Below are 13,625 nucleotides of genomic sequence, written 5' to 3'. Positions count from 1 at the left end.
CGTCACGCAAACGTCCGGAACCGCCGGATCGTCTCCTCCGCATCGTCAATTGCGTCAGGCGTGCCGACCGTCAGCCAATGGCCTTCCATCATCATGCCGAAAAGCCGGCCGCGGGCGATCGCCTTGTCGAAATAGATATTGAGGTTGAAGGCTTCCTCGGGTGCATCGTCCAGCAGTGCGGGGCGCATGACGATCGCACCGGCATAGACAACTGGATTGGAGGGATCGTCACGATAACGCGTCAATCGACCGTCAGGCCCCAGGCTGAAGTCGTTCTTGCCGTTATGCCCCGTTGTGTCCTTGATGCGCACGCATAGCAGGGCCATATCCATGCGTTCGGCATCGAAGAATCCGGCTAATCGTCGCAGATTGCTGGGTTGACCCGCCGGCTCGCCGATCCAGAAAAGATCGGCGTTCATGACGAAGACCGGTTCGCGGCCGAGCAGCTTCAGCCCCTTTGCCAGCCCGCCGCCGGAATCCATCAGCGCCTCGCGCTCGTCGGAAACGAGGATATCAAGCCCGGGATAGCTCTTAAGGTGAGTTTCCATCTGGTCGGCGAAATGATGCACATTGACGACCGCTCGCTCCACACCGGCTTCGACAAGCGAATCCAGCGCATAATCGATCATCGGCTTTTCGCCGATCTTCACCAGAGGCTTCGGAATCGTGTTGGTAATCGGGCGCATGCGGGTTCCGAGCCCCGCGGCCAGTACCATGGCTTGTCTGATGGTCATACTGATCCGGTCTTATGATTCGACTGGGACTATTCCAGCCCTTGCGCACCATTCGCGCAAGGGGGCAAGCGCCTCATGTTCCAGCGCCACCTTCAGATAAGACAGCGTACGCGGCATATGTTGCAGATAGCCGGGTTTGCCGTCCCGCTGCAAGAGCCGCACCCATAGGCCGGCAAGTTTGCAGTTGCGTTGCGCCGACATGATAGCCCATGCCTTCATAAACCCAGCTTCGTCAAAACCGCCCTGGGCCTGTCGGAGCGAAAGATAGTCGTCCATTAACTGACGGAAGAGATCCGGTTCGATCGTGACGCGGGCGTCTTGAACGATGGAAGCAAGATCATATGCGGTCGGTCCGATCATCGCATCCTGGAAGTCGATGATGCCGATCTTGCGGATGCCGCTTTCATGTTCCCGCCAGATGATGTTGGGCGAATGRAAGTCGCGYARCAGCAGRTTSKTTTCGGCCGATTGCAGCTCGTCGATCARATGRTCCCAGATCGCGAGATACTCTTCGTGCTCGRCATCCGTCGGCGCCGTGCCACGTTTCCAGGCAATATGCCAGTCGAGTATCAGCCGCACTTCCATCTTCATCGCCACGCGATCGAAGTCTGGAATGTGATGCGTATGCGCGGTAGAAACCGGGATGTCCTGCGGGATCTGCATCGAATGAAGATGGGCAAGGCAGGCAACGCTTTGCCGATAACGCTCGGCGATCGGCCGTCCGTCCTCATCCAGCACGCCTTCGGTACCGAGATCCTCAATCAGCAATATGCCCTGTTCGTAATCGACCTTGTAGATCTCCGGCGTCGCAAAGCCCCGCTCGCGCAATRCATCGGCGATCGCGACGAAAGGATAGGCATCCTGTGCCAGATGCGCGACCTTGGGGTAGGGCTTGCCGTCATAGACCGGCGGTCCTTCGGGATGCGGCCGCCAGTCCATGAGTATCTTTCGCGAAGCGTCGCTCGGATAGACGTATTCGTAGGCCCGAAGCGAGGCATCCCCGGTCAGGAATCGGCGTTTGGCTTCTCCGTAACCGGCATCGGCAAGGAAGCCGCGGATCGCGAGCACGCGATGGATACGGTCTGCAGTTTTCTCCGGCGCCGTGATCGCGGCACGGCGGCCGGTACCTTCATGTTCGAGGCGCAGGGAGATGCGCGATACGGGCAACTCACCTTCCGCCATCTCGGGCCATTCGACGATGCAGATGCCGTTTTCAAGCGCTTCGTCGAAGCCGAGCTCCGTCAGTTCCGAAGGGTCGCCGAGCCGGTAGAGATCGAAATGCGAGACGGGAATGCGCAGATCGTAGGATTGCACCAGCGTGAAAGTCGGGCTTGGAACTTCCAGCCCTTCATCATCAGCCATAGTGCGCAGGAAAGCCCGCGCCAGCGAGGATTTTCCGGCGCCGAGATCGCCCATCAGCGCCAAGCAATCACCGGCCTTCAGCGCCAGCGCCAGATCATTGCCGAGGCGGAGGGTTGCTGCCTCGTCTTCCAGGAAAAGCGAGATGACGTCGACTTGCGTCATTCGGCAGCGACGGAATGCGGCAGGTTGATGGAGGGGATGCGGCAGGTCACCGTTGTTCCCCTGCCGGGCTCGCTGTCGATGCTGACTTCGCCATTATGCAGGCTGACGAAGCTGTCGACGATCGAGAGGCCAAGCCCGGCGCCGCCACGCTTTCCACTCTTGGCGCCGGTTGCGAAACGGTCGAAAACGGTCGCGATCATATCGGGCGAAATACCGGGACCGCGATCCCGCACCGAGAAGACGAAGTCCGTACCTTCCCGGCGGCATTCCAGCGCAATCGATGCGCCCTCGGGCGAGAAATTGGCGGCATTGGCCAGAAGCTTCAGCAGGATCTGCTTCAGCCGCTGCGGATCGGCAACGATCGAGCCCAGATAGGCGGGCGCGGTGATCTCCAGCGAAACGCCGCTCTCCTGCAGCCTGTCGGCGATCTGCATGGAAACATCGTCGAGAAGATCGGCGAGATCGATTTCCGCATAGTTCAGCCGCATGATGCCGGCATCGACGGTCGCAAGATCAAGGATGTCGTTGACGAGCGTCAAGAGCACCGAGGACGAGGTGGCGATATGGTCGATATATTCGGCTTGCCGCTCGTTCAGCGGGCCTACGCCCGGCGTGCGCAGCAGATCGGTGAAGCCGATGATGTTCGTCAGCGGCGAGCGCAGCTCATAGGAGACGTGCTGCACGAAGTCATTCTTCAGCTCGTCCGCCTTGCGCAGCGCCTCGTTCTTTTCCGTCAGCGCCCGTTCGGCTCGTACGCTGTCGGTCATGTTGACGAAGGTCAGCATGGTCTGAGCGTTGGGCAGCGGGATGACAGCAAAGTCGAGCACGAGGCCGGACAGCAGTTCGAGCGTTCCCTGGCTGGAACGACGCTCGTCGTCGAAGCTGGTGATCAGTTCCGCAAAGGTCTTCCAGCCGTCGGGCTGGTCATAGGACGGGGCGCAAGCCTCGCCGATGCCGCGGATATGCGTGCCGGGCTTGGCTTCAGTCTCCGTGATGCCCCAGAGCGCCCGGAAGGCAGGGTTGGAGAGGCGGATACGGCCGTCAGGCCCGAAGACGGCAACACCTTCCGAAAGGTGGTCAATCGTCTCGCCCTGTACCTTCACCAGCGTATTGTAGCGCGTCTCGAGATCGACCTGCTCGGTCAGGTTCTCGAAGACCCATGTCGCGCCACCCTGCGGATGCGCGGTCGCAAAGACGCGCAGCGTCTGCCCGTTCGGCAGGTGCCAGAGGTCGGATTGCGTATCGAGCGAACGATAGACGGAAAGCGCCGTTTCCTTCCACGATTTCCAGTTCAGCTGGTCCGGCAGTTTCTTGGCTGCACGAAGGCGTTCCAGAAGTTCGCTATTGTCAGGCTTGCTTTCGAGGAACGCGATATCGAGCTCCCACAGCGACACGAAGGCCTGATTGTAGAATTGCAGCCGGCGGTCGCCACCGAAAATGGCGACGGGTGTCGCCAGATGATCGAGTGTTTCAGCATGGCTCTTAAGCGTCCGCTCCAGTTCAGCGCGAACCGCTTCGATATCGGAAACATCGACGGCAAGGCCGGCCGAGCCGCTGGGGACCTTTACGTCGACCACATCAAAGAACGTGCGGTTGCCGCGCACGACTGTCGAAATCGTGTCGTGGAAAGGCGATTCCGGCGTTGCCGTGGCGTGGATGCGCTCGCGCGCGATCGTGGTCAGGATTTCACGGCCTTCATTGACGGCCTGCTGCGGCGATTGCGCTTCCACGGCATCGCCATAGGCATGGTTCACCCAGGTCAGACGCCCGACGGTATCACGCTGCCAGGCCGGCATATCGATGGCGTCGAGCATGGTTTGAAAGGCGGAGATCGACGTCATCAGCCGATCGCGCTCGATCTTCAGTTCAGCCAGCTCGGCGCGCAGATTGTTGAGCGCCACGAAGCGCACGAAGGCGCGACCGCCGGAAACGCGGCCTTGTGCTTCGATTACCTCGTCTCTGATAGTCTCGATCACCATGTCGAAACTTTCGGCCTGTTCACGGAGACGGCCGACCGCCCGCTCCAGTTCGGAAGCCGATCGCGCCTTCAGCCAGAGACCGAAGGCAAGGAATTCATTGTCCTGTGGAGCGCCGGTTTCCGGCGGAAGCTGACCGAGGAGTTCCGGCCGGGCGACGCCATCCCAGATGACGATGCGCCGGTTCTTGTCGGCAATGAGCGCCTCATATTGGGAGATGCGCTGCTGCGCGTCCGAAAGCGCCGAGCGGATTTCGCGGCTTTCATTTTCGAGATTGCCGCGCTGGCGCACCAGCCAGAGCGTCGAAAGCAGGGCGGCTGAAATGACGCCAATGACGACGGAAAGGCCGACGACTTGCGAGGAGGTGAAAAGATGTGCTGACGCACCAATACCTGGCTGCGCCTGCGCCAGAGCCGGCCAAGCCGGTGCGACGACTGCAGTGCTCGCAGCGCACAGCTTTGCAATACGTGCCAAAGACCAATGCTTTTGCCTTGCAGTCACAAGGACCGCGGCAAACCTATATTTTTGGCCTGCCTGAAGCGGACAGTCAGCGGCATATGCGCGACCCTCCACCTGGCTGGGCAGGCTGTGTTTCATTTCCGACATCCTCGGTATGTCTCCGTCCTTTAATGTGCCGCATCACGACAAGACATCCCATTTTCGTGGAAAACGGAGAGCTCCGAAGCCACGAATCAAGTCTCAAAACAATACTTCGGAAGGGAATCGTCGGAAAGAGAGCGCCCAAAAAATAAGCCCCAGCATTTGTCAATGCTGGGGCTACCACATCTTGTGGATATCGAAGACGAAATCAGTATCTGTAGTGGTCGGACTTGAACGGACCCTGCGGCTTCACGCCGATATAGGCAGCCTGCTCTTCGCTGAGCTGGGTAAGCTTTACGCCGAGCTTGTCGAGATGCAGGCGCGCGACCTTCTCGTCGAGGTGCTTCGGCAGGATGTAGACCTTGTTCTCGTACTGGCCGGGCTTGGTGAAGAGCTCGATCTGCGCCAGCGTCTGGTTGGTGAACGAGGCCGACATGACGAAGGACGGATGGCCCGTTGCGTTGCCGAGGTTCAAGAGGCGGCCTTCGGAGAGAAGGATAATGCGGTTGCCCTTCGGGAACTCGATCAGGTCGACCTGCGGCTTGACGTTTGTCCACTTGAGGTTACGCAGCGCGGCAACTTCGATTTCGTTGTCGAAGTGGCCGATRTTGCMGACGATCGCCATGTCCTTCATCTGACGCATATGGTCGATGCGGATGACGTCCTTATTGCCGGTCGTGGTGATGAAGATATCGGCGGAGGAAACGACGTCCTCGAGCAGAACGACTTCATAACCGTCCATGGCGGCCTGCAGGGCGCAGATCGGATCGGCTTCCGTGACCTTGACGCGGGCGCCAGCGCCGGAAAGCGAAGCCGCAGAACCCTTGCCAACATCGCCGTAACCGCAGACGACGGCAACCTTGCCGGCCATCATCACGTCGGTGCCGCGGCGGATGCCGTCAACCAGCGATTCCTTGCAGCCGTACTTGTTGTCGAACTTCGACTTGGTGACGGAATCGTTGACGTTGATCGCGGGGAAAGGCAGGAGGCCCTTCTGGCTGAGTTGGTAAAGACGGTTGACGCCTGTCGTGGTTTCTTCAGTGACACCCTTGATTGCTTCACGCTGCTTGGTGAACCAGCCGGGCGAAGCGGTAAGGCGCTTCTTGATCTGCGCGAAGAGGATTTCCTCTTCTTCGGAATGCGGGTTGGAGAGAACGTCCTCACCGGCTTCGGCGCGGGCGCCGAGAAGGATGTACATGGTGGCATCGCCGCCATCATCGAGGATCATGTTGGAGAAGCCGCCATCGGCCCACTGGAAAATCTTGTCGGTGTAAACCCAATAATCCTCAAGAGACTCGCCCTTGATTGCGAAGACCGGAACGCCGGAAGCGGCGATCGCTGCAGCGGCATGGTCCTGCGTTGAGAAGATGTTGCACGAAGCCCAGCGGACTTCGGCGCCGAGCGCGACCAGTGTCTCGATGAGGACAGCCGTCTGGATCGTCATGTGCAGCGAGCCGGTAATGCGCGCGCCCTTCAGCGGCTTGGATTCACCGAATTCGGCGCGGCAGGACATGAGGCCGGGCATTTCGGTTTCGGCGATGGTGATTTCCTTGCGGCCGAAATCTGCAAGACCGATATCGGCGACAACATAATCTTTTTCAGTGCTCATAGGGCTCTCCAGGCTCAAAACGTCTCAAAAACATCGCAAGGACGCGACGATGACCACAACGGATCGAACACGTGCGGAATGCACGTCATGCTCGCCGTTTAGCAGGCTTCAGCCGGGAAGGCAACGGGGATATAAAGAAGTCTTTATATCTTTATATGGCGCTGAAGATCAGATTTCTTCGCCGAACTTGTTCTGGATGAGCTGATCGAGGGCATTCAGTGCTTCGGCAGCCTGGTTGCCGGTCGCCGAGACGATGACGCTGGAGCCGGGGCTTGCTGCAAGCATCATAAGGCCCATGATGGAGGTTCCCCCAACCGTCATGCCGTCTTTGGAAACGGTGATCGTTGCATCGAAGGCATCGACCGTCTGGACGAATTTTGCCGAAGCGCGCGCATGCAGGCCGCGCTTGTTGATAATAAGGAGTTCCCGGGAGAGCGGTGTCATGGAGGCTTCTTACTTTCCGCTCAGGACCCGGCTCGCAACGTTGATGTATTTGCGGCCTGCCTCCGAAGCCTCGGCAAGCGCCTTTTCCATGTTGTTCTCGCCGCGTACGCCGGCGAGCTTGATCAGCATCGGCAGGTTGACGCCGGCGATGACTTCGGTGTGGCCGCTGCTCATCACCGAGATTGCGAGATTGGAAGGGGTACCGCCGAACATGTCGGTGAGAATGACGACGCCATGGCCGTCGTCTGCGCCGGAAACGGCTTCGAGAATGTCCTGTCGTCTTTGGTCCATATCGTCTTCCGGTCCGATACAGACCGTTTCGATGAATTTCTGAGGACCGACGACGTGCTCTACGGCATGACGAAACTCTTCAGCCAGCTTGCCATGAGTGACAAGCACAAGTCCGATCATGATATTACTGCTCCCATGGCATACGCAAACCGTGGCCCCAATATCGCAACGCAGCAATTACGTCCACCGGTGGGGGCACATCTTGGCGATCAAAAGCCGAAGTGCAAGATAAAAATATAAATGTATAGGCCGTATCGGGCCGTCCGGAAGGCCTCAACTTCCTATTTCGGGCGCTTTTGCCATCAACACGGCAAGAGGCAGTGGAAGATTGGGCAGCAATCGCAGTACAGGCAACTCGAAACCCCCGGCAAGAACGACAGTTTCTCCTTCCGCGGGGAGACGGTTTTCTCCCATGGCGCTGGCCGGCAGGACTGCAAAATGCATCGCTGCCTGGGCGATATGATCGTGCTTTACGATCCCGGTGCCGCGCAATTCGATGAGCCCGGCAATGGCGGGCGGACAGGCGGCGGTGATTGCTCCGTCCTGTTTCGAAAGAAGTACCTGATCATCAGCCACGAGAACAGAAAAAACACCTTGCCGCCGCGCCTCTGCCATGCAGGTAAAAGCGGTCATCGACTTGCCCCAGCCTGAGGGGCCGGTGAAGAGCAGGCCGGTCTTTCCGATGACGATTGCGGTGGCGTGGATGTTGATCATGCCGCGGCATCGGCCGGAAGGGCAAGGATAAAGCGAGCGCCGAGCAGCTTGCCACTCTCGTCGTCGACAATGTTTTCGGCCCGCAATGAACCGCCATGCGCCTCGGCGATCTGCCGGCTGATCGAAAGCCCGAGGCCGGAATTCTGGCCGAAGCCTTCGGATTCCGGCCGGTCGGTATAAAAGCGTTCGAAGATGCGGTCGATATTCTCTGCCTGGATGCCCGGACCGTTGTCTTCGATATAGACGACGCAACGGGAACGGGTACGGACTAGACGCACTGTGATCTTGCCGTTCTGCTCCGGCACGAAGGAGCGGGCATTTTCAATCAGGTTGGTGATGATCTGGCCGATACGCAGGTCATGTCCTTTGACGACGAAGCGCGTCTTGACGTTCGGCTTGCGATCGACGGCATAGTCGATCTCGACCTTCTTCTTGGTGCTGCGGATCTGGCGCGATACGTCGATGAGGTCGCGCAGAAATACTTCCAGATCGACAGATCCGGCATCGACGCGCGCAAGCTCGGCATCGAGGCGGGATGCATCGGAGATATCGCTGATCAGACGGTCGAGACGGCGGACATCGTGCTGGATGACATCCATCAGCCGCTTCTTGGAATCGTCGGATTTGGCGAGCGGCAGTGTTTCGACGGCGCTGCGCAGCGAGGTCAGCGGGTTCTTCAGCTCATGGCTGACATCGGCCGCAAAGCTCTCGATCGCATCGATCCGATCGTAGAGAGCCGTCGTCATTTCGCGCAGTGCTATGGAAAGGTTGCCGATTTCGTCCTGGCGCGCCGAAAAGTCTGGAATTTCCTCTCGTTCCTTGGCGCCGCGGCGCACCCGGATGGCCGCCGCCGAAAGCCGGCGCAGCGGATTGGCGATGGTCGAGGAAAGCACGAGCGCCATCAGCACGTTGACGAGCGTCGCAACGCCGAAGACGCGCATGATGGCGAGACGCTCGGCATGCACGATATTGTCGATATCGCCGGCCTGCGTCGACAGCAGCAGCACGCCAAGCACGGCCCGGAAGCGCTGGATCGGAACGGCAACCGAAACGATGAGCTCGCCCTTTTCCGTCGTACGCACGACTGCGCCGCGTACACCCGTCAGCGCGTTCATCACCTCGGGATAGATCGAGCCGTCGCCACCAGGCGCTTCCTTGTAGACCGGAAGATTGCCCGGCTGCAGTGCCTTGTTGAAGAGGGCTGTGAACCATTCGCTCCAGGTCTGTTTTTCTTCCTCCACCGGCGGCAGGTCGAAACGCAGCACCTGGCCACGCGAATAGAGATGCCGGGAATCGAGCAGCAGATTGGCATCGGCATCGAAGATGCGGGCGCGGGTGCGGGTCGGCGAGATCAGCCGCCGAAGAACCGGTGCCACCTTTTCCGGATCGATCGGGAATTCGAGATCTTCGTCGTTCGGAACCGGCGTAATGCTCTGGCCGGCCTGCAGTTCGAGCAGCTTCTGCGGATCGATGGTAATCGAGTTCGTGTCGACGGAGGCCGAGGCCGAAACCGCGCCGGCGATGATTTCACCCTGTGTCAGCAGGCTCTCGACGCGCGCGTCGATCAGGCCTTCGCGGAACTGGTTGAGGTAGAGAATGCCACCGACGAGGACGAGCAGGGCCGCAAGGTTGAAGAAGACGATGCGGCGCGTCAGGCTCGAAAAGACGGCATTGCCGAAGATGCGGCGGATCAGGGTGAAGGGATGCGACCAACGCCGGCCTCTGACGCGTCGAGTGCTCACGCCCTCCGCATCATCCAGATCCCTTTCCTGCACCAACTGTGCCAATGACAGGCCCTTTCGGAGGGCGGGGCCAGCTTGACCGGCCCGCCGCCCTCAACCGTCTCTTGCCGCGCCTCGAGGCGTCAGGCTGCTTCGCGGAAGCGATAACCCACACCGTAAAGCGTTTCAATCATATCAAAGTCAGTATCGACCATCTTGAACTTCTTGCGCAGCCGCTTGATGTGGCTGTCGATGGTGCGGTCATCAACATACACCTGTTCGTCATAGGCGGCATCCATCAGGGCGTCGCGGCTTTTCACCACACCCGGGCGCTGAGCCAGCGAATGCAGGATCAGGAATTCGGTGACGGTGAGGGTGACTGCCTCACCCTTCCAGGTGCAGGTGTGGCGTTCCTGGTCCATGACCAGCTGGCCGCGCTCGAGCGAACGGGCCTGCTGAACTGCACCCGCCTTCGGCGCGCCGACAGTTGCGCTGCCACCGGCCGCTGCCGCCTCGCGGCTCGAGGCGCGGCGCAGCACAGCGCGAACGCGCTCGACCAGCAGACGCTGGGAGAAAGGCTTGGTGATGAAATCATCGGCGCCCATCTTCAGGCCGAAGAGCTCGTCGATCTCCTCATCCTTGGAAGTTAGGAAGATGACCGGAATGTCCGACTTCTGGCGAAGCCGGCGAAGCAGCTCCATGCCATCCATGCGCGGCATCTTGATATCGAAGATCGCCAGCTGTGGCGGGCGCGCGAGCAGGCCATCCAGCGCGGAAGCGCCGTCCGTGTAGGTCTCGACCTTATATCCTTCTGCTTCCAGTGCAATCGACACGGAAGTGAGGATGTTGCGGTCGTCGTCAACGAGCGCGATTGTCGGCATGGTGTTGGTCTCCGTCATCAGTGCGCAATCTCCCGGATTGGTCGTCCCCAGGCGGTCTTCGTGACCGGTTGCGCTTATGGAGGATAAAGGTGGAACAAATTGTGGCAAAGATAAAGGGGTAGATTGCCTACCCGTATAAGCGGCAATCGGAAGTGGTGCGACAAGTTGTTTCAACAGGCGGTCTTCAAACGATTTAAAATGGATTTCTAGAATTTAAATCGATTAAATATTTGATATCATTGTCTTTTCTAGGATTAAGGCTATTGCCATTTAAAATTTCTCCTCTTATTTTCGCACTGATTTTAACGGCCAAGGCGCCTCAGCGAAGGGAAAAGCTATGGAGATGTTCGGAGTTCATAACCAGGCAATCGAGCTGGCGACGATCGGTTTCAGCGACGTACGGAGCGTACGTTACAACCTCTCCGCCGCTCTTCTCTATGAGGAATCGATTCGCCGGGGAGAGGCCGAACTGACAGCCCAAGGCGCCCTTCGCGCGACCACCGGCCAGCACACGGGCCGCTCACCGCGCGACAAGTTCGTCGTCCGCGATGAAAACACCGATGGCCAGATCTGGTGGGACAATAACAAGCCGATGTCGCCGGAGCATTTCGCCCTGCTGCACAAGGACATGCTCGCTCACGCCGCCGGCAAGGACCTCTTCGTGCAGGATCTTATCGGCGGTGCCGATGCAGAGCAGGCGCTGCCGACCCGCGTTGTCACCGAATTCGCCTGGCACTCGCTCTTCATCCGTAACCTGCTGATCCGCCCGAAGGCCGATGCGCTCGCAGGCTTCGCGCCGAAGCTGACAATCATCGATCTGCCGAGCTTCAAGGCCGATCCGGAGCGTTATGGCTGCCGTACCGAAACGGTGATCGCCTGCGATCTGACGAACGGCATCGTTCTGATTGCCGGCACTTCTTATGCCGGCGAGATGAAGAAATCGGTCTTCACCGTGCTGAACTACCTGCTGCCCGCCAAGGGCGTCATGCCGATGCACTGCTCGGCCAATGTTGGTCCGGAAGGCGATGCCGCTGTCTTCTTCGGCCTCTCGGGCACCGGCAAGACGACGCTTTCGGCCGATCCGGCCCGCACGTTGATCGGCGATGACGAGCACGGCTGGAGTGAAAACGGCATCTTCAATTTCGAAGGTGGCTGCTACGCCAAAACCATTCGCCTCTCGGCAGAGGCCGAGCCGGAAATCTATGCCACCACCCAGCGCTTCGGCACTGTACTTGAAAACGTCGTTCTCAACGAAAACCGCGAGCCGGATCTCGATGATGCGTCGCTGACCGAAAACACGCGCTGCGCCTACCCGATGGACTTCATTCCGAATGCATCGGAAACCGGTCTTGCGGGCCATCCGAAAACCATCATCATGCTGACGGCCGACGCTTTCGGCGTCATGCCGCCGATCGCCAAGCTGACGCCCGATCAGGCTATGTACCACTTTCTCTCTGGGTACACCGCCAAGGTGGCAGGCACCGAAAAGGGTGTTGTGGAACCGGAAGCAACCTTCTCGACCTGCTTCGGCGCTCCCTTCATGCCGCGCCATCCCGCCGAATACGGCAATCTGCTGAAGGAGCTCATCGGCCGCCACGGCGTCGAGTGCTGGCTCGTCAACACCGGCTGGACCGGCGGCGCATACGGCATCGGCAAGCGCATGCCGATCAAGGCAACCCGCGCATTGCTGACGGCCGCCCTTTCGGGCGAACTCGCCAAGGCCGAGCTTCGCGCTGATCCAAATTTCGGCTTTGCCGTTCCGGTCGCAGTCGAAGGCGTTGAAACTGGCATCCTTGATCCGCGTTCGACCTGGGCCGACAAGCCGGCCTATGACGCGCAGGCCGAAAAGCTGGTCTCCATGTTCATCGCCAACTTCGCCAAGTTCGAAGATCATGTCGACGGCGGCGTGCGCGATGCAGCACCCGGCATCAAAGTCGCTGCCGAATAATTCACCAATAAACTCTTGGCGATTCACGTGAAACCCGGCGTTCCCAGCGCCGGGTTTTCGTCGCCCTTGCGCTGGATTTCACCCGCTTTCAATTCGCAGCCATTATGCGCTAGAAGGCGGTATGGCCAGCGACGCGCTCTATATCAACGACAGGATTACCATCGCCGGATGGGAGCTGACGGAACAGTTCGTTCTGGCGGGCGGTCCGGGCGGTCAGAACGTCAACAAGGTGTCGACCGCCGTCCAGCTCTTCTTCAACATCCCGAACTCGCCCTCGCTCAACGAGCGGGTCAAGACCAATGCAATCAAGCTTGCCGGCAGGCGCATGTCGAAGGACGGCGTATTGATGATTGAGGCAAGCCGGTTCCGCAGCCAGGACCGCAACCGCGAGGATGCGCGCGAGCGGCTGAAGGAGCTGGTCCTGGAGGCCGCCAAGCCGCCACCGCCGCCGCGTAAGAAGACAAAGCCGACCAAGGGCTCGATTGAACGGCGGCTGAAGGAAAAATCCGGCCGTTCAGAAGTCAAGAAGATGCGCGGCCGGCCGGGTGGCGGAGAATGATATGCCGGAACTCCTAAGCGGCGTCCGCCATCTTCCCGAATATCTGGATCGCGCCCGTCAGGAAGCGCTAGTGGGCCTTATCAGAGCTATCGTCGCTGAAGCACCACTCTACGTGCCGGTCATGCCCGGCACCGGCAAACCTATGTCGGTCCGGATGACCAATTGCGGCTCGCTCGGCTGGGTGACCGACAAGGAGCGCGGCTACCGATACCAGCCGATGCATCCGGCGACCGGCAGGCCATGGCCGTCAATCCCTTCGGAATTGCTGGAAATCTGGAATGATCTTTCGGGCTATGACAAGCCGCCCGAAGCTTGCCTCGTCAATTTCTACTCCGATGAAGCGCGCATGGGCCTGCATCAGGATAAGGACGAGAACGACTTGAAAGCGCCAGTCGTCTCAATTTCGCTCGGCAATGCCTGCCTGTTTCGCGTGGGTGGAGTGAACCGCAACGACAAGACCATGTCGTTCAAGTTGTCGAGCGGCGATCTCGTCATTCTCGGCGGGGAGGGGCGGCTCTGCTTCCACGGCGTGGACCGCCTCTACCCGGCCACCTCCACGCTTCTGAAGAACGGCGGCCGCATCAACCTAACGCTCCGCCGCGTTAATCCCTAACCCACCAAAAT

12 protein-coding genes are annotated in these 13,625 nt (G+C 59.5%); 3 read left to right on the top strand and 9 right to left on the bottom strand.

Annotated elements, in window-relative coordinates; all coding sequences use genetic code 11:
• Positions 1–2 precede the first annotated feature (2 nt).
• The 9 genes from AC1DTN_RS07165 to AC1DTN_RS07125 form a co-directional block, all read right to left on the bottom strand.
• A complete protein-coding gene (locus tag AC1DTN_RS07165) occupies positions 3–734 on the bottom strand; it encodes a nucleotidyltransferase family protein (RefSeq protein WP_113322150.1) in 732 nt (243 codons plus the stop codon).
• A gap of 12 nt (positions 735–746) precedes the next feature.
• Positions 747–2,258 (bottom strand): tRNA (adenosine(37)-N6)-threonylcarbamoyltransferase complex ATPase subunit type 1 TsaE, encoded by a 1,512-nt coding sequence (gene tsaE, locus AC1DTN_RS07160; protein WP_477920226.1) that lies wholly within the window; start codon positions 2,256–2,258, stop codon positions 747–749.
• Complete coding sequence (locus AC1DTN_RS07155; RefSeq protein WP_477920224.1) at positions 2,255–4,840, bottom strand: sensor histidine kinase; 2,586 nt, start codon at positions 4,838–4,840, stop codon at positions 2,255–2,257. Before AC1DTN_RS07155 ends, tsaE begins: the two co-directional genes overlap by 4 nt.
• 202 nt (positions 4,841–5,042) lie before the next feature.
• The gene (ahcY, locus tag AC1DTN_RS07150; RefSeq protein WP_477920222.1) at positions 5,043–6,443 is read right to left on the bottom strand and encodes an adenosylhomocysteinase; all 1,401 of its coding nucleotides are present in this window, start codon (positions 6,441–6,443) and stop codon (positions 5,043–5,045) included.
• 168 nt (positions 6,444–6,611) lie between these two features.
• Positions 6,612–6,887: an HPr family phosphocarrier protein gene (locus AC1DTN_RS07145; RefSeq protein ID WP_007813748.1), complete on the bottom strand. Its 276-nt coding sequence runs from the start codon at positions 6,885–6,887 to the stop codon at positions 6,612–6,614.
• Between the two features lie 9 nt (positions 6,888–6,896).
• A complete protein-coding gene (locus AC1DTN_RS07140; RefSeq protein ID WP_007813746.1) occupies positions 6,897–7,298 on the bottom strand; it encodes a PTS sugar transporter subunit IIA in 402 nt (133 codons plus the stop codon).
• Positions 7,299–7,451: 153 nt separating this feature from the next.
• Positions 7,452–7,892, bottom strand: coding sequence for an HPr kinase/phosphorylase (locus AC1DTN_RS07135; RefSeq protein ID WP_477920221.1), 441 nt, complete (start codon positions 7,890–7,892; stop codon positions 7,452–7,454).
• Positions 7,889–9,679 (bottom strand): sensor histidine kinase, encoded by a 1,791-nt coding sequence (locus AC1DTN_RS07130; protein ID WP_007813741.1) that lies wholly within the window; start codon positions 9,677–9,679, stop codon positions 7,889–7,891. The genes AC1DTN_RS07135 and AC1DTN_RS07130 overlap by 4 nt, the downstream gene beginning before the upstream one ends.
• A 77-nt stretch (positions 9,680–9,756) precedes the next feature.
• The gene (locus tag AC1DTN_RS07125; RefSeq protein ID WP_439017291.1) at positions 9,757–10,494 is read right to left on the bottom strand and encodes a response regulator transcription factor; all 738 of its coding nucleotides are present in this window, start codon (positions 10,492–10,494) and stop codon (positions 9,757–9,759) included.
• Positions 10,495–10,831: 337 nt separating this feature from the next.
• Here AC1DTN_RS07125 and AC1DTN_RS07120 point away from each other — a divergent pair, with 337 nt between their 5' ends.
• The 3 genes from AC1DTN_RS07120 to AC1DTN_RS07110 all read left to right on the top strand — a co-directional run bounded on the left by AC1DTN_RS07120 (position 10,832) and on the right by AC1DTN_RS07110 (position 13,614).
• A complete protein-coding gene (locus tag AC1DTN_RS07120; RefSeq protein WP_477920219.1) occupies positions 10,832–12,442 on the top strand; it encodes a phosphoenolpyruvate carboxykinase in 1,611 nt (536 codons plus the stop codon).
• A gap of 121 nt (positions 12,443–12,563) precedes the next feature.
• Positions 12,564–13,001, top strand: a complete 438-nt coding sequence (gene arfB / locus AC1DTN_RS07115) for an alternative ribosome rescue aminoacyl-tRNA hydrolase ArfB (protein WP_439016939.1) — start codon at positions 12,564–12,566, stop codon at positions 12,999–13,001.
• A 1-nt stretch (position 13,002) separates the two neighbouring features.
• A complete protein-coding gene (locus tag AC1DTN_RS07110; protein WP_477920218.1) occupies positions 13,003–13,614 on the top strand; it encodes an alpha-ketoglutarate-dependent dioxygenase AlkB in 612 nt (203 codons plus the stop codon).
• The last annotated feature ends 11 nt before the right edge of the window (positions 13,615–13,625 follow it).

It is taken from the genome of Rhizobium sp. 01T444 (assembly GCF_056398305.1).
This window is presented reverse-complemented; position numbering and strand designations above follow the sequence as displayed.

Excerpts from the sequence above, each read along its gene's own strand:
- AC1DTN_RS07120 (WP_477920219.1), top strand. The coding sequence starts at position 10,832 with ATGGAGATGTTCGGAGTTCATAACCAGGCAATCGAGCTGGCGACGATC.
- AC1DTN_RS07135 (WP_477920221.1), bottom strand. The coding sequence starts at position 7,892 with ATGATCAACATCCACGCCACCGCAATCGTCATCGGAAAGACCGGCCTG.
- AC1DTN_RS07125 (WP_439017291.1), bottom strand. The coding sequence starts at position 10,494 with ATGCCGACAATCGCGCTCGTTGACGACGACCGCAACATCCTCACTTCC.
- AC1DTN_RS07165 (WP_113322150.1), bottom strand. The coding sequence starts at position 734 with ATGACCATCAGACAAGCCATGGTACTGGCCGCGGGGCTCGGAACCCGC.
- AC1DTN_RS07155 (WP_477920224.1), bottom strand. The coding sequence starts at position 4,840 with ATGTCGGAAATGAAACACAGCCTGCCCAGCCAGGTGGAGGGTCGCGCA.
- arfB (WP_439016939.1), top strand. The coding sequence starts at position 12,564 with ATGGCCAGCGACGCGCTCTATATCAACGACAGGATTACCATCGCCGGA.
- AC1DTN_RS07145 (WP_007813748.1), bottom strand. The coding sequence starts at position 6,887 with ATGACACCGCTCTCCCGGGAACTCCTTATTATCAACAAGCGCGGCCTG.
- AC1DTN_RS07140 (WP_007813746.1), bottom strand. The coding sequence starts at position 7,298 with ATGATCGGACTTGTGCTTGTCACTCATGGCAAGCTGGCTGAAGAGTTT.
- AC1DTN_RS07110 (WP_477920218.1), top strand. The coding sequence starts at position 13,003 with ATGCCGGAACTCCTAAGCGGCGTCCGCCATCTTCCCGAATATCTGGAT.